The sequence below is a fragment of the Microbispora sp. NPDC049125 genome (assembly GCF_040802045.1).
Classification (GTDB): Bacteria; Actinomycetota; Actinomycetes; order Streptosporangiales; family Streptosporangiaceae; genus Microbispora.
Genome location: NZ_JBEZDW010000007.1, coordinates 150,927 through 170,259 on the forward strand (window position 1 = coordinate 150,927; position 19,333 = coordinate 170,259).

Consider the following 19,333-nt stretch of genomic DNA (forward strand, 5'->3'; position numbering starts at 1 on the left):
GTCATGCGGCTCACGGTGGCGCAGGCGCTGGTGCGGTTCCTCGGCAGGCAGTGGAGTGAGCGCGACGGCGTGGAGCGGCGGCTCGTCCAGGGCTGCCTGGGCATCTTCGGCCACGGCAACGTCGCCGGGATCGGCCAGGCGCTCGCCCGGCAGGGCGCGGGCATCCGGTCGGCCCTGCCGTACCACCTGGCACGCAACGAGCAGGCCATGGTCCACACGGCGGCCGGATACGCCAAGCAGGCCAACCGGCTGTCCACGTTCGCCTGCACGAGCTCGATCGGGCCGGGAGCGACCAACATGGTCACCGGGGCGGCGCTGGCGACCGTCAACCGGCTGCCGGTGCTGCTGCTCCCGGGGGACCTGTTCGCCACCCGGGTCGCCTCCCCGGTCCTGCAGGAGCTGGAGGATCCCCGATCGTACGACGTGAGCGTCAACGACTGCCTCCGGCCCGTCAGCCGCTTCTGGGACCGGGTCAACCGGCCGGAGCAGCTCCCGTCCGCACTGCTGGCCGCGATGCGCGTGCTGACCGACCCGGCCGAGACCGGGGCCGTGACGCTGGCCCTGCCCCAGGACGTGCAGGCCGAGGCCTTCGACTGGCCGGACGAGCTGTTCGAGCGGCGGGTCTGGCACGTCGGCAGGCCCGTCCCCGAGCCCGCCGCGCTGGCGAGAGCCGTACAGGCGATCATGGAGGCGCGGCGGCCGCTGATCGTCGCGGGGGGCGGGGTCGGATACAGCGAGGCGTGGGAGCGGCTGCGCGCCTTCGCCGAGCGGTACGGCGTGCCGGTGGGGGAGACGCAGGCCGGCAAGGGCGCCCTGCCGTACGACCATCCGTGCGCGGTGGGGGCGATCGGCGCCACGGGGACGGCCGCCGCGAACGCGCTGGCCCGCGAGGCCGACCTGGTGATCGGCCTCGGCACCCGCTACAGCGACTTCACCACCGCCTCGCGCACCCTCTTCGGAGCCGCGGCGGCCTTCGTCAACGTCAACGTCGCCGCCTTCGACGCGGCCAAGCACGCCGGCGTCCCGCTCGTCGCCGACGCGCGGGCCGCCCTGGACGCGCTCGACGGGGCGCTGGGCGGGCGGTGGCGCGCCGACCCGGAGTGGACGGCCCGCGCGGCCGAGCTGGCGGGGCGCTGGCAGGGAGTGGTCGCCCGGGCGGTCTCCGGCGACGCGCTGACGCAGCCGGTCGTGCTGGGCGCCGTCAACGAGATCGCCCTGGGCGCGGGGCCCGGCGGGGCGGTGGTGGTCAACGCCGCCGGCTCGATGCCGGGCGACCTGCACAAGCTGTGGCGGGCGCCGGACCCCCGGGCCTACCACGTCGAGTACGGCTACTCCTGCATGGGCTACGAGATCGCCGGCGGCCTGGGAGCGAAGCTCGCCGACCCCGAGCGTGAGGTGTTCGTGCTGGTCGGCGACGGGTCGTACCTGATGATGGCCCAGGAGATCGCCACCGCCGTCTCGGAGGGCGTCAAGCTCGTCATCGTGCTGGTCGACAATCAGGGGTTCGCCTCGATCGGCGGCCTGTCCGAGGCGGTCGGGGCCGGCCGGCTCGGCACGGAGTACCGCATGCGCGGAGCCTCGGGGGAGCTGGACGGGGGCAGGCTGCCCGTGGACCTGGCGGCCAACGCGGCCAGCCTCGGCGCCGACGTGCTCAAGGCGTCGGACAGGGAGTCGCTGCGTGCGGCGCTCACCAAGGCCGTCGAGGCCTCCCGGACCACGGTCGTGTATGTCGAGACCGTGCCGGACGCCGGGCCGGAGTCGGGGGCCTGGTGGGACGTCCCGGTGGCCCAGGTCGGCGCGTCCGAGATCCACGAGCGGTACGAGGAGGCCAAGCGGGCCCAGGAGCCGTACCTGCGGCCGTGGTCCCCGCCGCGTGCCTGACCGAGGGGGCCAGGTCAGGCGGCGGCCGGCGAGACGGGCGCCGTACGGGGCTGGAAGCCGCGTGCGAGCAGGATGATCACGGCGGCCAGCACGAGGGGCGCGGCGAACGCGATCCGGTAGTTCGACGCGTCCGCGATGCCGCCGACCAGCGCCGCCCCCACGATGAAGCCCACGTAGTTGAACATGTTGACCCGGGCGATGGCCACTCCCGCGGCGGCGGGGTCGAGCCGCCCGGCGGCGGAGAACGACTGCGGGGCGACGACCGACAGGCCGACGCCGGTGAGCGCGAAGCCCGCGACGGCCAGCGCCTCGGTCGGGGCCGCCACGATCGCCACGAACCCCAGGGTGGCGACGGTGGCGCCGGCCCGCACGATCGCGGCCGGGCCGTACCTGCGGACGGCGAGGTCGCCCCCGATCCTGACGAGGAACGTGGTGGCCTGGTAGGCGCCCAGGGCCAGCGGCACGACCGTCGCGGAGGCGTCCATGACCTTGTCCATGAAGACGGACCCGAAGTTGGAGATCGACGAGTCGCCCACGTACAGGAAGGCCATCGCCAGGCAGAGCGGGATGATCGGCCGCCAGGGCACCCGTACGGCGCCCTTCGCCTGCTCCTCGGCCGCGGGCGCGTGCTCCTCGCCGGACCGGTAGAGCCAGGCGGAGGCGACGAGGGAGACGACGACGGCCGGCGCCAAAACGATCGCGAACGTGACCGGCAGGTCCAGCTTCAGCCCGGCCGCCGCGGACGCCCACAACGCGCCGATGACCGCCGCGGCGCTCCACAGGGCGTGGAAGCCGGTCAGGACGGCCCGGCCGTACCGGCGCTCGACCGCGACACCCTGCATGTTCATCCCCGCGTCCACGCCGCCGAGCCCGAGGCCGAACAGCACGTTGGCCGCCACGAGCTCCGGGACGTTGGAGGCGAGCCCGGCGAGCACGACCGCCGCGCACGCCAGCGGCTGCACGAGCCGGAGCACCGGGCGGCTGCCGAACCGGGAGGCCAGCGTGCCCGCGAGCACGCTGCCCGCCCCCGCGATGACCGGGACCACGAGGAGCAGGATGGACAGCTCGCCGTCGCTGAGGCCGTGCTTGTCCTGCAGCGCCGCCACCTGCGTCAGCAGCGTGGCGAACGTGAGGCCCTGCACGAAGAAGACGGCGAACGTGGCGAGGCGTGCCTGCCGGTCACGAGGGGTGGGCACACTGCCTCCGGAACATGAGGAGGGTTCAAGTTCGGCCAGACTAGGAGCACCGATCCCCGCGGTCAATGGGCCGTGCGCCGCGTGATCCGGCGCCTCTCTCACTACCTACGTGGCGTGGTCAGGTACCGCTACCACGGTTTTCCCCCGTTCCGGGGTGGTGTGCCGCCCTCCAAGCTGGCAAGTGGGGCGAACTCCCGCCCGGCTCCCGGCTGTGGACGAGGAAAGTCGAGGTGAACAGCACCGTGAACCGGATCGAGAACGCCGAGCTGGCCGCGGAGCACGCGCTACGGCAGCAGCGGCTGTTCGCCGCCAACGCCTCGCACGAATTGCTCACTCCCGTCGCTGGAATACGTGCCCAGCTCGAACTGGCCCGGCTGTATCCGGACGACCTCCGCGACGCCGTCGAGGGGGCGCTGCGGGCCACATGCAGACTGGAGGCGATCGTCGCCGACCTGCTGCTCCTGGCGGGAATCGAGACGATCCCGGACGGGCGGCGCGAGGAGATCGACTTCGGGCAGCTCGTCGCCTCCGAGGTCGGATGGCGGCGGGGGCGGCGGCCGATCCGGGTCGACATCCCGGCCGGCGTGACCGTGCGCGGGATGCGGTCCCTGCTGTCCCGGGTGGTGACCAGCCTGCTCGACAACGCCGACCGGCACGCGGCCACGACCGTCCGCGTGGACGTCCGCTGTGAGGACGGGTGGGCCCTGCTGGCCGTGACCAACGACGGCGAGGCCATCCCCGAGGCGGAGCACGAGCGGATCTTCGACCGGTTCTACCGCAGGGACGCCGCCAGGAGCAGGAGCAACGGCGGCTCCGGGCTCGGCCTGGCCATCGTCCGGGAGGTCGTCGAGGCCCACGGAGGGAGGATCGGCGTCGAGGACGCCAAGCCCGGCGTCCGGTTCGTCGTCCGCCTGCCGATGGCCTCCTCCAACAGCGCCGTGCGCTCGCAGGCCGAGGGGGCGGTGCCGGGCCGTTCGCCGGATCTGCCGGAAACGAACCCGCCGCCCACGCCGAGCCGGTCACAGGAGGACGGGGAGTTGGTCACGGCGGGCCGGTCCCGCGCTCAGGAGAACGGGGGGATGGTCACGGCGGGCCGGTCCCGCGCTCAGGAGGACGGGGAAATGGTCACGACGGTCCGGTTCCGTGTCCAGGAAGGTGATGAGGCGGGCTCACCGTGCCGGTGGGATCGCGCCGTCGCCTGTTCTCCTCCACGGCCTTCCGGGCGGTCACCCAAGACGCGATCTGGGTGCGGGAGCTGAAACCCAGCTTGGTAAGGATGTGTTCGACATGGCCCTCCGTGGTGCGCTGGGCGATGACGAGGGTGGACGCGATCTCCTTGTTGCTCAGCCCCCCGGCGATCAGCTCCGCGATCTCCCGCTCTCGCGCGGTCAGAGGGGACAGCGCGGACGGTGCGGACGGTGGGGCCTCGGCGGCGGGAGCGTCCTCCGCCTCGGCGGGCCGGGCGCCGATCGCCTCGGCGACCGCCTGCTCCAGCGTCAGACGGCCGCCCTGCCGCGTCGCGCGGGCGAAGGCCGTCTCGCCCAGCTCGCGCCGGAGGAGGGCGACGCACTGCTCGTGAAACTTGAGGAACTGCTCGTGCTGCCGGGTGTGCAGGCCCGCCGTACGGCCGGCCTGCTCCACCGCGCCGATCATGCGGGCCGCCTCGACGTGGTGACCCTCGTCCGCGAGGAACCAGGCGAGGGCCTCGATGCCGGTCATGACGGCCAGCCGGTCGTCGAGGGGACGGCCGACGAGCAGGCTCTCGCGTGCCAGCGCCATCGCGCGCGCGTTGTCGCCCGCCCGCCAGGCGTGCACGGCGACGACCGTCAGCACCCAGGGGCGGATCCAGCTCTCCCCGTAGCGCTCGACCATGGTCAGGCTCCGCTCGAACAGCTCCTCGGCCCGTTCGGTGTCGCCGAGAAAGCCGGCGGTCGAGGCCAGGGTGATCAGGGCGACCACCGTGCCGACGGGGTCGCAGCCGGCGCCGGGCCCGTCCAGGGTCTCCTGGAGCAGTACGGCGGCCCGTGCGTGGTCGCCGGTGTAGTGCGCCGCGATGCCGGAGATGAGGGACGCCCGGCCCATGCTCATCGCGTCGCCCAGCTTGGCGGCCAGTGTCCGGCCCTCGCCGATGAGGAGCTCGCCCGCCTCGATGTCGCCCTGGGTGAACGCCAACTCGGCGGCGGCGCACAGAGCCCGCGCGCGGGCCGCCGTGGGCTCGGGAGCCGCCGGCAGCAGCCGGCCGAACCAGTGGCGGCCCTCGGCGTAGAACGCGTGGGGCACCCAGTAGGTCTCGTACAGGCAGGTCGCCATGCGCAGCCCGGTCTCCGCCTCGCCGGCCTCAAGCAGGCAGAACTCCAGGGCCGCCCGGAAGTTCCCCCGCTCCAGCCCGAGACGGGGGAACCAGAAGCTCTGCCGGGGGCCGAACCATTCGGCGGCCGCCCGGTCGAGCAGCAGCATGCACCAGTCCCGGTGCCGTCGCAGCGTCCGGTGCTCGTCCGGCCCGCTCAACCGCCGCCGGCCGAACTCCCGCAGGGTCTCCAGCATGCGATAGCGGACCTCTCCCGCATACTCCTCGCGTACCAGCAGCGACTTGTCGAGCAGGTTGTCGATCAGGTCGAGCACGTACTCCCGCTCGATGCCGTCACCCGAGCAGACGGTCTCGGCGGCGTCGAGGTCGAAATGGCTGGGAAAGATCGACATCCGGGTCCACAACACCCGCTCGGGGGGCGAGAGCAACTGGTAGCTCCAGTCCACCAGCGCGTGCAGCGTCTGCTGGCGTGGCATCGCGGCCCGGCTGCCGCCTGTCAGGCAGGCGTAGCGGTCGCTCAGGCGCTCGACCAGGGCGCCGACCGACAGCGCCCGCAACCGCACCGCGGCGAGCTCGATCGCCAGGGGGATGCCGTCCAGCCGCCTGCACAGCTCGACCACCGCCGCCTGGTTGTCCCGCGTGAGCGAGAACCCGTGGACCACGGCCGCCGCCCGCTCCACGAACAGGCCCACCCCGTCGTACATCTCGACCGCCTTGACGGTCAGCGGCCCGTCCGGCTCGGGGACGGCGAGCGGCTCCACCTTCATCTGGTGCTCGCCGGTGATGCCGAGAGACTGCCGGCTCGTCGCCAGGATGCGCAGGTCGGGGGCGGCCCGCAGGAGCCGGTGCGCGAGCGTCCCGCAGGCGTCGCCCAGATGCTCGCAGTTGTCCAGCACGAGCAGCGTCCGGCGGGCGGCCAGGAACTTCGTGAGGGCGTCGAGAGGGGAGGCGGCGTAGTCGTCGCGCACCCCCAAGGTCGCCGCGACCGTCTCCGCCACGAGGGCCGGGTCGTCGAGGCTGGTCAGATCCACCAGCCAGACGGCGTCGAACGCGCGGTGCTGGTCAGCGGCGGCCCGCAGGGCGAGCCGGGTCTTCCCCACGCCTCCCACCCCGACCAAGGTCAGCAGCCGGGAGACGGACAGCAGGTGCCTGATCTCGGCGAGCTCCTGCCTGCGGCCCACGAAACTCGTCAGATCAGCGGGTAGATTGCCGACCTGCCGGACAAATGCCGAAGCGGCCACCCTCCTCACGCTAGGTCTGGCGAAGTCGCAGGTCAAACGAGGTCACCGGCCGGCGGGGGGGCGCGGGCGCGGTGCACACCTGTGGCGACCGGCCTCTCCAGCGCCCGCGACACCTGTGGAGGCGGGCCCCTCCAGCGCCCGCGACGGCTTACTCTCAAGGGTGTGAGCAGCGAGTCGACAGCCGGCAAGTGGATCTCCGCCTTCCTCTCGTCCCGCGCACCCGGGACCTCGGACCTGTCCCGGCTCCGGGCCTCGGACGCCGACCGGGAGCGGGTCGTCTCCGTGCTCACCGAGGCCGTGGCCGACGGCCGGCTCACGCTTCTGGAGCATGAGGAGCGCCTGGAGCGGGCCTGCTCCGCCCAGACCCTCGGAGAGCTGGCCGGGCTCACCGCCGACCTGCTGCCCCCCGGCAGCCAGCCCTTCCAGGTGGACGGGCGTCCGGTGACGGCGTTCTTCCGCAGCGAGAGCCGGACCGGCCGGTGGGTGGTGCCCTCCCAGGTGCCCGTGACCTCCCTGGGCGGCCGGGTGACGATGGATCTGTGCGAGGCGCTGCTCCAGTCGCGGCACGTGGTGGTGCAGCTCGCCGTCATGGCCGGGACCGTCACGCTGATCGTCCCCGAGGGCGTCAGGATCGTGACCGCACCCTCGGCGCGGGTCAGCTCGCTGCACGACGAGGTACGGCTCCCGCCAGGGGCGAGGGGCCACGCCCCCGACGCGCCGGTCATCGAGCTGGCCGGGTTCGTCTTCGGCGGAAAGGTCGTGGCACGGTCGCCGAAGCGTCCCCGCAAGGGCCTGTTCCGCCGGGACTGACGCCGCCGGCCGGGTGGCTCAGACGGCGGTGTCGAAGTTGATGGCGCTGTAGGCGCCGAGCTTCCAGAGCTGGTGCTCGCTCTCGATCTTGCGGATCGTCCCGGAACGGCCCCGCATGACCAGGGAGTGGGTCACCGCCGCGCCGCCCTGGAACCGCACGCCGTACATCAGCTCGCCGTCGGTGATGCCCGTCGCCGCGAAGAAGACGTCGTCGGAGCGTACGAGGTCGTCGGTGGTCAGCACCTGGTCAAGGTCGAGCCCGGCGTCGAGGGCCTTGCGGCGCTCGGTGTCGTCGCGCGGCCACAGCTTGCCCTGGATGACGCCGCCCAGGCACTTCATCGCGCAGGCGGCGACGATCCCCTCCGGAGTGCCACCGATGCCGAGCATCAGGTCGACGCCGGTCCCGGAACGTGCCGCCATGATGGCGCCCGCCACGTCGCCGTCCGTGATGAACCTGATCCGCGCGCCGGTCTCGCGGATCTCCTTCACGATCCTCTCGTGGCGGGGCCGGTCGAGGACCACGACCGTCACGTCGGACGGCTTGGCGCCCTTGGCGCGGGCGACGGCCCTGATGTTGTCGGCCACGGGCGCGTCGATGTCCACATGGTCGGCGGCCTCCTGGCCGGTGACGAGCTTCTCCATGTAGAAGACCGCCGAGGGGTCGTACATCGAGCCACGCTCACCGACGGCCAGCACCGAGATCGCGTTGTTCATGCCCAGCGCGCACAGCCGGGTGCCGTCGATCGGGTCGACCGCGACGTCGCACTCGGGCCCGGTGCCGTCGCCGACCTCCTCGCCGTTGTAGAGCATCGGGGCGTTGTCCTTCTCGCCCTCGCCGATCACCACGACACCCCGCATGGAGACCGTGTTGATGAGCTGGCGCATCGCGTTCACCGCCGCGCCGTCCGCCCCGTTCTTGTCCCCGCGGCCGACCCACCGGGCGGCCGCCATCGCGGCGGCCTCGGTCACCCGGACCAGTTCGAGGGCCAGGTTGCGGTCGGGCGCGTGCTCCCCCGTCGCCAGCGCGGCGGGTACGTGATCAGCCATCGATCCCCTTCGTAAGGTCCCGTTCCTGGGATCGTAGTTTCTCCGGAGCGTTGTTGTCCGATTGGTCTGAACCTGTCCTGGCAGCTCCGGGGGGCATTGGCGCCGGGGACGCGCCAGGGGCGACAGGTCGGGATATCGTCGCCGTCATGAGCAGCGACACCGAGCGAACCGTAACAGCGCGCACGTCGGACCGCGGCGCCGCCACGCGGAGCGCGCTACTCGACGCCGCGAAGGAGACGTTCATCACCAGCGGCTTCGCCGAAGCCGGGGTGACCGAGGTCGTGGCCAGGGCGGGCGCCAGCGTGGGCAGCCTCTACCACCACTTCTCGGGCAAGGCCGATCTTTACCTGACGCTGTTCGAAGAGTTCCAGAAGCGGCAGACCCAGCGGACCAAGCAGGCCGTGCAGGAGGCCAGGACGGCGGGGGAGACCGGCCCGATGCCGCTGTTCCTGGCCGGTGCGCGCGCCTACCTCGAAGGGTGCCTCGCCGAGCGCGACCTGGCGGCCCTGTTCCTGCGCGGGGACGCCCCGCCCGGGTTCGAGGTGATCATGCGTGACCGGCTCCGCCAGTGGGCCAGGCGGACCGCCGCCCTCTTCGAGCACGAGGACGCCCTCGTCGTGGTCGTCACCGGCGCCCTGGCGGCGGTCGTGCAGGAGGTGACCTTGTCGGAGGACCCGGAGGCCGCCCGCAAGATCGCCGAGGATGCCCTGCGCATCATCGGCGGCATCCGTCACCCGTGAGCGCCGCCGGGTGATGCCCAGGACGCGCTCCGCGTCATCGCCGGCGGCTCCGCCGGGTAACCTCCCCTGACGTGGGACGGATCACCCAGGGTTTGCCCGGTTACGCGTTCGCGCTCGTCGTCTGCCTCGCCGGTGCCGGCCTCTTCCTGCTCGCCACGCCCCGCGGCCGGGCCGACCAGATCCCCCGGGCGGACTACCGGGCCGACCAGGCCGCCGCCGTCCGCGAGGCGCCGTACGAGATCGTCGTCCCGCGCAGGGTCCCGCCCGGCTGGGTGCCCACCAGCTCCGCCCTCGACGGCGACGGCGGCGCGGTGACCTGGCGCCTCGGGTTCGCCACCGGGGGCGGACTGCATGCCATGATCGCGCAGAGCGACGAGCGCCCTCCCGGTGAGTTCGCCAACCGGATGGCCAACACCGACAAGGCGAGCGGCGGCCAGGTGATCGACGGGGTGGCCTGGCAGGAGCGGTTCCGCCCCGACAAGGACCAGCGGTCGCTCGTGCGCGTCCTGCCCGATCACACGGTGGTCGTCACCGGGACGGCCGGCTGGGACGAGCTGGCCGCGCTCGCCCGGACCCTCGGCACCCCCTAGCGGACACGCGGGCGGTGTGTCGGTGCCGGGCTCTATGGTGGGGGCGTGGCTGAGGAGAAGCAGACGCCGTCGTATGAGCAGGCTCGCGAGGAGCTGACCGAGGTGGTTCGCCGGTTGGAGACCGGCGGGCTCACGCTGGAGCAGTCCATCGAGCTGTGGGAGCGCGGGGAGCGGCTGGCCGCGGTCTGCGAGGAGTGGCTTCAGGGGGCCCGCGTGAAGCTGGCGGCGGCGATGGCGCAGCGCCAGGAGCCCCAGGCGAACGGCCCCGAAGAGGCCCCGTTCTAATCGATCTTCTTTTTGTGTCGTCTGCCGACATGTAGGCTGCCAACCTATTGACGGCCGTTCCCGGCCGTCTGATGTCCGGCGGGCTGGAGGGCGGCCATGGCGAGAGGTCCGGCGGTGCCCGGCGCTCGCCGGACGCTGCCCACGGGCGCGGCCCCGGTGTTCGCGCTGGCTGTCGCGGTGCCGGTGGGCGACTACGCTCTCGGCGCGTCGCTGGGCCACCCTCTGCCGGTGCTGCCGCTGTTCACCGCCGTGGGCTACGCGGTATGGCGTTCCCGAGCGCTGCGGGCGGCCCGACCGGGTATGGCTTGACAGGCGGAACGGCTGCCCTGTTTGGGCATAAATGGGGGTATTCAAACGTTTTAACCCAGGTACGAAGCACAACACGATGAACCGGGGGGTCATCTTCATGTGCGGAATCACCGGCTGGGTGGACTACCAGCGCGACCTGCGGCGAAAGGGTCAGTCAGTCAAGGCCATGACGGACACCATGGCCTGCCGCGGCCCCGACGACGAGGGAATGTGGTCCGACCAACACGTCGCGTTCGGCCACCGGCGGCTGGCCATCATCGACATCGAGGGCGGCCGCCAGCCCATGGTCGTGAGCGGGGAGGACGGTGTGATCGCCGCACTCACCTACAGCGGAGAGGTCTACAACTACCGGGAGCTGCGCGAGGAGCTGGTCCGGCTCGGCCACCGCTTCAGGACGCACAGCGACACCGAGGTGGTCCTGGAGGCTTACCTGCAGTGGGGTGACGACTTCGTCACCCGCCTCAACGGCATGTTCGCGTTCGGCATCTGGGACGTCCGGAGCGAGGAGCTGCTGCTCGTCCGCGACCGGATGGGGATCAAGCCCCTGTACTACTACCCGACCCCGGCCGGGGTGCTCTTCGGCTCCGAGCCCAAGGCGATCCTCGCCAACCCGCTCGCCGAGCCGGTCATCGACGCCGACGGGCTGCGCGAGATCCTGGCGTTCGTCAAGACACCCGAGAGCGGTGTCTTCCGCGGGATGTACGAGGTGCGGCCCGGCCAGATCGTCAAGGTGCGCCGCGAAGGGCTGAGCAAGCGCCGTTACTGGAAGCTGGAGTCCCACGAGCACACCGACGACCTGGCCACGACGGTCGGCACCGTCCGGGAGCTGCTCGACGACATCATCACCCGGCAGCTCATCTCCGACGTGCCGCTGTGCACGTTGCTGTCCGGCGGCCTCGACTCCAGCGCGGTGACCGCGCTCGCCGCCCGCGCGCTGGAGGGGCACGGCAGGGTCCGGTCCTTCTCCGTCGACTTCGCCGGCTACACCGAGCACTTCCAGCCCGACCAGATGCGCGACACGCCCGACACCCCCTTCGTCCACGACGTCGTACGGCACGTCGGCTCCGACCACACGGACATCGTCCTCGACTCGGCCGACCTCATGGACCCCGGCGTCCGCGCCGCCGTTCTGCGGGCTCGCGATCTCCCGCTGGGCATCGGCGACATGGACACCTCGCTCTACCTGCTGTTCAAGGCGATCCGGGCGCACTCCACGGTGGCGCTGTCCGGGGAGTCGGCCGACGAGGTGTTCGGCGGCTACCGCTGGTTCCACGACCCGGAGGCGGTCAACGCGCACACGTTCCCGTGGCTCACGTACAGCGGCGTGAACGGGCTGTCCACCAGGACCGACTTCCTCGACGACGACCTGCGGCGCAAGCTCGACATCCCGGCGTACCGGGCGGACAGCTACCAGCGGGCGCTGGCCGAGGTGCCCCGGCTGCCCGGCGAGACCGGCCTGGAACGGCGGATGCGGGAGGTCAGCTATCTGCACCTCACCCGGTTCGTGCAGATCCTGCTCGACCGCAAGGACCGCATGAGCATGGCCGTCGGGCTGGAGGTCCGCGTGCCGTTCTGCGACCACCGGCTGGTCGAGTACGTCTTCAACGCCCCGTGGGCCATGAAGACCTTCGACGGCCATGAGAAGAGCCTGCTGCGCGCCGCCACGGCCGACGTGCTGCCGCGCTCCGTCGTCGAGCGCCGCAAGGTGCCGTACCCGTCGACACAGGACCCGGCGTACGAGCGGGCCCTGCGGGCGTCGGTGAAGCGGCTGCTGGACGGCGGCGACGTCGCGGCGGCCTCGCTCGTCGACACCGGGAGGATCCGCGGGCTGCTCGACGAGCCTGTGGGTGCCGTGAGCCTGCAAGGCGCGCGGACGTCGCTGGAGGCCTTCCTGCAGATCAACGCGTGGCTGGAGAAGTACGGCGCCCGCGTCACCCTCTGATCCGGATCCCCCGCCTGAGGCCTCCCCGGCGTACGTCGTGTGCGGGAGGCCCTCCGGCCTTCGCGTGGGCCGATCCCGGGCTACTCCTCGGGTGACGCCGTGACGGTGATCCGGTCGTCGGAGAACCGGATCGTGAGCTCGTCGCCCGGCTTCACATCGCCGGCCAGCCGCACGACCTCGCCGGTGGGCCGCTGGGCGATGGCGTAGCCGCGCTCCAGCGTGGCGGCGGGGGACAGCGCGACGAGCCGGGCACGCAGATGCTCCAAGGAGTCGGCCGAGCGGTCGAGCGACGACGTCAGGCAGCGCCTGGACCGCTCGCGCAGCGCGTCGACCTGCTCGGCGCGCCGGTCGAGCTCGCGGACGGGGTCGGCGAGCGAGGGCCGCGACCGGACGGACTCCAGCCAGGAGATCTCCCGGTCGAGCCAGCCCTTGACCACCCGGCGGCCCCTGTCTCTGAACTGGCGGACCAGCGTGAGCTGCTCGCCCACGTCCGGAACGACCTTCTTGGCCGCGTCGGTCGGCGTTGAGGCCCGCAGGTCGGCCACGAGATCGAGCAGCGGGCTGTCCTGCTCGTGGCCGATCGCGCTGACCACGGGCGTCCGGCAGGCCGCCACGGCCCGGACGAGCGACTCGTCGGAGAACGGCAGGAGATCCTCAAGGGAGCCGCCGCCCCTGGCGACGATGATGACGTCGACCTCACGGTCGGCGTCGAGCTTGCGCAGCGCCTCGGTGACCTCGCCCACCGCGTACGGCCCCTGGACGGCCACCTGCTCGACCTTGAAACGCACGGCGGGCCAGCGCCGTCTGGCGTTCTCCAGCACGTCGCGCTCGGCCGCCGAGTCGCGCCCGCAGATCAGCCCGATCGTGCCGGGCAGGAACGGCAGCCGCCGCTTGCGGTCCACGTTGAACAGGCCCTCGCTCGCCATCACCTGGCGCAGCCGTTCCAGCCGGGCGAGCAGCTCCCCGATGCCGACCGGCCGGATCTCCAGCGCGGTGAAGGCGAACGAGCCCTTGTTGACCCAGAAGTCTGGCTTGACGTGCATGACGACCCGCGCGCCGTCCACCGGGCGCGGCACGCTCGCCTCGTAGACCCCGCGGCCGCAGGTGATGCGGGCCGACACGTTGGCGACCGGATCCCGCAGGGTGAGGAACACCGTGGCGCCGCGCGCCGTCAGCTCGGTGATCTGACCCTCCACCCAGATCGTGCCGAGCTTGCCGATCCACTGGGCGACCATCTGCAGGACCGACCGGATCGGCAGCGGCGCCTCCGGTGAGGTCTTCCCGCTCACGTGCCCTCCTCGCCTGTGACCCGGCGGCACGGCCCACCCGCGCGCTCGCCGAACCGCACTCGCAGGCTAGCCGCACCCACCGACATTCCGCAGGGCGCGGCCCCCGCGGGTCAGGCCTCGGACTGCAGCTTGGACAGGCGGTTCTGGAACAGCCGCACCACCTCGGGCCGGTTGGCGTTCTCCTTTTCGTAGTCGAGCAGCGCGTGCACCTGCTCGGCGGACTTGCCGCGCAGCCTGGCGCGCAGCGAGGCCAGCGTCAGGTCGCCGTAGCCGGGAAGGGGCTCAGCCGGAACCCGCTCCGCCGCCTGACTCTGCCCCTGCGCCTGCTCTGGTGCCTGCGCCTGCTCTGCCGCCTGCTCCTGGTCCGCTGAGTTCGCGGCCGCCTTGGCCGTCCTCCTGGCCGGAGCCTTGGCCGCCGACTTGGCCGGAGCCTTCGCCCTGGTCTTGGGTGCGTCAGCCGTAGCAGGGCTCTCGGGCGCCTCATCCGCGGCGGGGCTCTCGGGGGCGTCCGAGGCCGGGCTCTTGGCGGAACCGCCGGCCGGGGTCTTCGCCGTCCTCTTGGCCGGGGTCTTGGCCGCTCCGGCCGTGGCCCCCGCCGTACGGGTCCGGGTGGACGCCGCCCTCGACGGCTTGGCGGGCTTGGCGGGCTCCGGCTCGGCCGCCGGCGTTACCGTCTCCTCCGCCACCGGCTCCTGTGCCGCAGAGGCTGGGGCAGGAGCACTGGAGTCCTGCGCCGCGGGGTTCTGGTCATCGGACTCCTGCGCAGCGAGGCCCTGGGTCCCCGGGACGTCCGGCTCAGTGTCGGTGAGCGACGTCGCCTCGGAAGCGGGCAGTTCCGCGGCCGGCGCGGCAGGGGTGGAGGCGCCGGCGGCGCTGGGCGTAGTGGCAGCGGGTGGAGCGACGGGAGCGGCGTCAGAGCTCTCAGGCTCCGGCACCTCCTGCTCAGCGCTCTCGGGCTTGGCGCTCTGAGGCTCCGGCACCTCCCGCTCGGCGCTCTCGGGCTTGGCGCTCTCGGGCTTGGCACTCTCGGGCTCGGCCTCCTTCTTCGGGCGGGGCGAGAAGATGACCGGCTCCCGGCGTGCGGGCCGCTCCTCGTCCCCGGTGGGCCCGGCCGCCGTCGGCGCCTCCGTCTCGTCGACCGGCACCTGGCCGTTCCGGCTCTCGCCGCCGGCCATGCGCTTGACGGCGGACCGGAGGCGGTCACCGGCCAGCAGTGCCTGGCCGACGCCGTTGAGGGTGGACTGAAGCATCTGGACGGGAAGGTCCTTGGCCCTGCTACGCAGGTGGTCACAGCTTTCCAACGCGTCGCGTAGAGGTTTCGTAATAGCTCTAAGGACGGACATCGCGGCTCCTGGGGAGATCTATTCTCAGACGTCCAGTCTCGCAAGACCAGGGTCAAGAGGCGGCTGGCGTTCCACATAGCATAGGAACATGGACGTGCAGAGCCCTCCCGGCCGCCGAGTGCTGGTCGCCAAGCCGCGTGGTTACTGCGCCGGCGTCGACCGGGCCGTCGAGGCCGTCGAGCGGGCGTTGGACCAGTACGGCGCGCCCGTATACGTGCGCAAGCAGATCGTGCACAACACCCACGTCGTGAAGACGCTGGAGGCCCGCGGGGCCGTTTTCGTCGAGGAGACCGAACAGGTCCCCGAAGGCGCGATCGTCGTCTTCTCGGCGCACGGCGTGGCTCCCAGCGTGCACGAGGAGGCCGCCGCGCGCCGCCTCAAGACGATCGACGCGACCTGCCCGCTCGTCACCAAGGTGCACAACGAGGCCAAGAGGTTCGCCGCCAAGGACTACGACATCCTGCTCATCGGGCACGAGGGGCACGAGGAGGTCGAGGGCACCGCGGGAGAGGCCCCCGGCAACATCCAGCTCGTGGACGGCCTGGACGGCGTCGGCAAGGTCGCCGTCCGCGACCCCGAGCGGGTCGTCTGGCTGTCGCAGACCACGTTGTCGGTCGACGAGACCAACGAGACCGTCGCGCGGCTCCGCGGGCGCTTCCCCAATCTGATCGACCCGCCGAGCGACGACATCTGCTACGCCACCTCCAACCGGCAGACGGCCGTCAAGCAGATCGCGGCGGAGTCCGAGCTGGTCATCGTGGTCGGCTCCGGCAACTCTTCGAACTCCAAGCGCCTGGTCGAGGTCGCCAAGGACTACGGGGCCGACGCGGCCCACCTGGTCGACGACGCCTCGTTCATCCAGGACGAGTGGCTGGAGGGTGTGACCACCGTCGGCGTGACCAGCGGCGCCTCGGTCCCCGAGGAGCTCGTCGAGGGAGTGCTCGCCCGGCTGGCCGCGCTCGGCTTCGCCGACGTCGAGGAGGTCGAGTCGGTCAAGGAGAGCATGCGTTTCGCCCTCCCGCACGAGCTCCGCCGGGACCTGCGCGCCGGATGACCAGGCGGGTGACCAGCCCGGATGACCGGACTAGGTAACCAGCCCGGATGACCAGGCCAAGTAAATCAGGCTCAGATAATCAGGCTCAGATGACCAGAGCCCGGTGACGCGGGCCCGGTGATGCGGGCCCGCCGGCCCGCACGACCCGGCTACTTCTCCGCGGCCTTGCCGTACACGCGGGGCTCGAAGTACCCCTCCGGCTCGGGATCGAACGACGCCCCGCGGCGGCCTCGCCCCCGGGGAGCGGGAGGGCCGGCAGGGTCGGGGCCGGCGTCCGCGCGCAGCGCTCGCACGTTGCCGGGCAGGCCACGCGGCCACGCCGCGGCCAGCGCCAGCGCCGAGCCGCCGAACAGCCACGGCGCGCCGGACGACAGCGCGGTGAACAGCCCCAGGCCCAGCGCCTGCAGCGGCGAGCCCGCGCCGATCGACCGCGCCAGCTCCACCAGCGTCGTCGCGACGAAGAACACCAGCGGAGGCGTCACCACGAGCGGCAGCAGGTCGCGGGGGTGCACCAGCAGCACGGCGGCGAGGCAGCCGGCGACGAAGACGAGGCCGGAAACAGGGAGGGGGAGGAGCCGGCCCACCAGGGTGGCCGTGAAGAGCATGACGATCGCCCCTCGGGCGGTCAGCCTGACGCCTGCCCGATCGGTGCCTGCCATCGAGCCCCCCTTACGACAAGTCTCGCGCCAATTTACCGTTCTGGAGGTGCGGCGGAGGGGTCCTTACCCGCTCTTCACCATCGGCTTCCGCCATCGTGACCAGCCGGGGGAGCTGCTCGACGGGGCCGGGGGAGTCGAGCGAGGAGTCCACCATCCCGAGATCGCTCATCTTGCGCGCCGTCACCAGCACCCGGCTCTCCAGCGATCCGACCGTCTGGTTGTACGCGCCGACGGCCTTGGACAGCGCCCTGCCGAGGCCGTCCACGTGGCGGCCCAGGCCGCCGAGGCGCTCGTAGAGCTCCTTGCCGAGGTCGAAGACCGCCTTGGCGTTCTCGCCCAGCGCCGCCTGCTGCCAGGCGTACTGCGCGGTGCGCAGCATCGTGATGAGCGTCGTGGGGGTGGCGATGTGCACCCGCCGCCTCATGGCGTGCTCCAGCAGACCGGGGTCGCGCTCCAGCGCCGGGGCGAGGAACGCCTCGCCGGGGATGAAGAGCACGACGAACTCCGGCGCCGGGCTGAACGCCTGCCAGTACGTCTTGGCCGCTAAGCGGTCCACGTGCTCACGGAGATGGCGGGCGTGGGCGTCCAGGCGTGCCGACGCGAACTCCGGGTCGGCGGCTTCGGCCGCTTCGAGGTAGGCGGCGAGCGACACCTTGGCGTCGACGATGATGTTCCTGTCGCCGCTGAGCCGTACGACCATGTCGGGGCGGACGAGCCCGTCCGGGGTGCTCGCGCTCACCTGCTCGTCGAAGTCGCAGAACCGGGCCATGCCGGCGATCTCGGCCACGCGGCGGAGCTGCAGCTCTCCCCAGCGCCCCCGGGCCTCCGGCCGCTGGAGCGCACGCACCAGCGCGGTCGTCTGCGTCTTGAGCTGCTCGGAGCTCTGCCGTACGAACTCCATCTGGGTGGTCAGCTCGGCGCGGGCGGCGCGCGCGCCGGACTCGCTCTCCCTGAGCTGGCTCTCGACCTTCGCGAGCGTCTCGCGCAGGGGCGCGACCAGGTTCTCGACGGCCTGCCTGCGCTGGTCGAGGTCGCCCGCGGCCTCGGCTCTCGTGGTATTCAGCCGGTTTTCGGCGAGCTCCAGGAAGCGCAGGTTGTTGACGTCGAGGGCGTGGGCGGAGATCGCCTGGAACCGTTCGGAGAGCTGGTTCTCGACGTACGCGACCTTGTCCTCGGCCGCCCTGGCCCGCGCCTCGGCCTCGGCGATCCTGACGGCCGATCGCGCGGCCTCGCTCGCGGCCCGCGTACGGGCGAGGGTGAAACCGATCACCAGCCCCGCCGCGAGACCCACGGCGAGCCAGAGCGCGAGAGCCATGACGTCCACGGCCTGGATCATTTCAGGCATGTCCGGCTTGAAGGGGGAGGCGCGCTCAGGGCGGGTGCGAACGGCCGGGCCGAAGCCCTTCCGGACGTCTGACGGGCCGCCGTCCGCGTGAACCGCGTCCGGCTCGATGCGCGGCTCGATGCGCGGGTCGATGTCCGGCTGGATGTCGGCTGGATGTCCGGCGCACCTGTCCCTGCCCGTAAACTCGGCCTACGTGAGCCTGAGCATCGGCATCGTCGGCCTGCCCAACGTCGGCAAGTCCACGCTTTTCAACGCCTTGACCAAGAGCGGCAACGCCCTCGCGGCCAACTACCCGTTCGCCACGATCGAGCCGAACGTGGGCATCGTCGGCGTGCCGGACCCGCGGCTGGAGAAGCTGGCGGGGATCTACGACTCCGCTCGCGTCCTCCCCGCGAAGGTGGAGTTCGTGGACATCGCGGGCCTGGTCAAGGGGGCGTCCGAGGGGCAGGGCAGGGGCAACCAGTTCCTCGCCAACATCCGCGAGACCGACGCCATCTGCCAGGTCATCCGGGTCTTCTCCGACCCCGACGTGACCCATGTCGACGGGGAGATCTCCCCGGGGCGCGACATCGAGACGATCAACACCGAGCTGATCCTGGCCGATCTCCAGACCATCGAGAAGGCCGTACCCCGCCTCCAGAAGGAGGCCAGGACCAACAAGGACCGCAAGGTCCTGCTGGAGGCCGCTGAGGCCGCGGCGAAGCTCCTGGACACCGGCACGACGCTGTACGCCGGCGGCAAGGCGGCCGGGATCGACGCCGCCGACCTTCGCGAGCTGCACCTCCTCACGGCCAAGCCGTTCCTGTACGTGTTCAACCTCGACGCGGACGAGCTGGTCGACACCGATCTGAGGGCGAAGCTGTCCGCGCTCGTGGCCCCGGCCGAGGCCGTGTTCCTCGACGCGAAGATCGAGTCGGAGCTGGTCGAGCTGCCCGACGACGAGGCGCTGGAGCTGCTGCAGTCGGTCGGCCAGGAGGAGTCGGGCCTGTCCCAGCTCGCCCGTGTCGGCTTCGAGACGCTGGGCCTGCAGACCTACCTCACCGCGGGGCCCAAGGAGACCCGGGCCTGGACGATCCGCAAGGGCGCGACCGCGCCGGAGGCCGCCGGCGTCATCCACACCGACTTCCAGCGCGGCTTCATCAAGGCCGAGGTGGTCTCGTTCGACGAGCTCATGGAGGCCGGCTCGGTCGCCGCCGCCCGCGCCGCCGGCAAGGCCAGGATCGAAGGCAAGGACTACGTCATGCGCGACGGCGACGTCGTCGAGTTCCGCTTCAACGTCTGAACCGGCCCCGTC

The 19,333-nt window shown here is 72.0% G+C and carries 16 protein-coding genes and 1 pseudogene; 10 read left to right on the forward strand and 7 right to left on the reverse strand.

Translation table 11 applies throughout. The annotated features are described in order from the left end of the window. Positions 1-3 precede the first annotated feature (3 nt). Positions 4-1,881 carry a 3D-(3,5/4)-trihydroxycyclohexane-1,2-dione acylhydrolase (decyclizing) gene (gene iolD / locus AB0B72_RS11355; protein WP_367738496.1) on the forward strand — a complete coding sequence of 626 codons (1,878 nt, stop codon included), beginning with the start codon at positions 4-6 and terminating at the stop codon, positions 1,879-1,881. Between the two features lie 14 nt (positions 1,882-1,895). Here iolD and AB0B72_RS11360 read toward each other — a convergent pair whose 3' ends face one another. After that, complete coding sequence (locus AB0B72_RS11360; RefSeq protein ID WP_367738497.1) at positions 1,896-3,077, reverse strand: MFS transporter; 1,182 nt, start codon at positions 3,075-3,077, stop codon at positions 1,896-1,898. Between the two features lie 65 nt (positions 3,078-3,142). Between AB0B72_RS11360 and AB0B72_RS11365 the strand changes: the two are divergent. Then, positions 3,143-3,988: pseudogene (locus AB0B72_RS11365) on the forward strand (sensor histidine kinase); the annotation flags it as partial. A gap of 214 nt (positions 3,989-4,202) precedes the next feature. Here AB0B72_RS11365 and AB0B72_RS11370 read toward each other — a convergent pair. Then, a complete protein-coding gene (locus AB0B72_RS11370; protein ID WP_367738498.1) occupies positions 4,203-6,626 on the reverse strand; it encodes a LuxR C-terminal-related transcriptional regulator in 2,424 nt (807 codons plus the stop codon). A 162-nt stretch (positions 6,627-6,788) separates the two neighbouring features. Between AB0B72_RS11370 and AB0B72_RS11375 the strand changes: the two genes are divergently transcribed. Beyond that, positions 6,789-7,436, forward strand: coding sequence for a DUF1707 domain-containing protein (locus tag AB0B72_RS11375; RefSeq protein WP_367738499.1), 648 nt, complete (start codon positions 6,789-6,791; stop codon positions 7,434-7,436). Positions 7,437-7,454: 18 nt separating this feature from the next. Here the strand turns inward: AB0B72_RS11375 and glpX are convergent, their stop codons facing one another. Further along, a complete protein-coding gene (glpX, locus tag AB0B72_RS11380) occupies positions 7,455-8,483 on the reverse strand; it encodes a class II fructose-bisphosphatase (RefSeq protein WP_367738500.1) in 1,029 nt (342 codons plus the stop codon). A 146-nt stretch (positions 8,484-8,629) separates the two neighbouring features. On the opposite strand from glpX, the gene AB0B72_RS11385 reads away from it, so the two are divergent. The 5 genes from AB0B72_RS11385 to asnB all read left to right on the forward strand — a co-directional run bounded on the left by AB0B72_RS11385 (position 8,630) and on the right by asnB (position 12,349). Then, positions 8,630-9,223 carry a TetR/AcrR family transcriptional regulator gene (locus AB0B72_RS11385; RefSeq protein ID WP_367738501.1) on the forward strand — a complete coding sequence of 198 codons (594 nt, stop codon included), beginning with the start codon at positions 8,630-8,632 and terminating at the stop codon, positions 9,221-9,223. 71 nt (positions 9,224-9,294) lie between these two features. Then, the gene (locus AB0B72_RS11390; protein WP_367738502.1) at positions 9,295-9,813 is read left to right on the forward strand and encodes a DUF4245 domain-containing protein; all 519 of its coding nucleotides are present in this window, start codon (positions 9,295-9,297) and stop codon (positions 9,811-9,813) included. A gap of 45 nt (positions 9,814-9,858) precedes the next feature. Further along, positions 9,859-10,098, forward strand: coding sequence for an exodeoxyribonuclease VII small subunit (locus AB0B72_RS11395; protein ID WP_367738503.1), 240 nt, complete (start codon positions 9,859-9,861; stop codon positions 10,096-10,098). Between the two features lie 96 nt (positions 10,099-10,194). Beyond that, positions 10,195-10,407 (forward strand): hypothetical protein, encoded by a 213-nt coding sequence (locus AB0B72_RS11400; protein ID WP_367738504.1) that lies wholly within the window; start codon positions 10,195-10,197, stop codon positions 10,405-10,407. A 76-nt stretch (positions 10,408-10,483) separates the two neighbouring features. Next, on the forward strand, positions 10,484-12,349 hold the full coding sequence (gene asnB / locus AB0B72_RS11405; RefSeq protein WP_367738505.1) for an asparagine synthase (glutamine-hydrolyzing): 1,866 nt from the start codon (positions 10,484-10,486) through the stop codon (positions 12,347-12,349). 80 nt (positions 12,350-12,429) lie between these two features. On the opposite strand, the gene xseA is transcribed toward asnB, so the two are convergent. Together xseA and AB0B72_RS11415 are read right to left on the reverse strand one after the other, a co-directional pair. Beyond that, on the reverse strand, positions 12,430-13,638 hold the full coding sequence (gene xseA / locus AB0B72_RS11410; RefSeq protein WP_367738506.1) for an exodeoxyribonuclease VII large subunit: 1,209 nt from the start codon (positions 13,636-13,638) through the stop codon (positions 12,430-12,432). A gap of 110 nt (positions 13,639-13,748) precedes the next feature. Further along, positions 13,749-14,888, reverse strand: coding sequence for a hypothetical protein (locus AB0B72_RS11415; protein WP_367738507.1), 1,140 nt, complete (start codon positions 14,886-14,888; stop codon positions 13,749-13,751). Positions 14,889-15,069: 181 nt separating this feature from the next. Between AB0B72_RS11415 and AB0B72_RS11420 the strand changes: the two genes are divergently transcribed. Continuing rightward, positions 15,070-16,035 (forward strand): 4-hydroxy-3-methylbut-2-enyl diphosphate reductase, encoded by a 966-nt coding sequence (locus AB0B72_RS11420; protein WP_367738508.1) that lies wholly within the window; start codon positions 15,070-15,072, stop codon positions 16,033-16,035. 149 nt (positions 16,036-16,184) lie between these two features. On the opposite strand, the gene AB0B72_RS11425 is transcribed toward AB0B72_RS11420, so the two are convergent. Together AB0B72_RS11425 and AB0B72_RS11430 are read right to left on the reverse strand one after the other, a co-directional pair. Beyond that, a complete protein-coding gene (locus AB0B72_RS11425; RefSeq protein ID WP_367738509.1) occupies positions 16,185-16,694 on the reverse strand; it encodes a DUF6542 domain-containing protein in 510 nt (169 codons plus the stop codon). 10 nt (positions 16,695-16,704) lie between these two features. After that, on the reverse strand, positions 16,705-18,009 hold the full coding sequence (locus AB0B72_RS11430) for a DNA recombination protein RmuC (RefSeq protein WP_367738608.1): 1,305 nt from the start codon (positions 18,007-18,009) through the stop codon (positions 16,705-16,707). A 223-nt stretch (positions 18,010-18,232) separates the two neighbouring features. On the opposite strand from AB0B72_RS11430, the gene ychF reads away from it, so the two are divergent. Continuing rightward, entirely contained in the window at positions 18,233-19,321 is a 1,089-nt protein-coding gene (gene ychF / locus AB0B72_RS11435) for a redox-regulated ATPase YchF (protein ID WP_367738510.1), read from the forward strand. Positions 19,322-19,333: the final 12 nt, after the last annotated feature.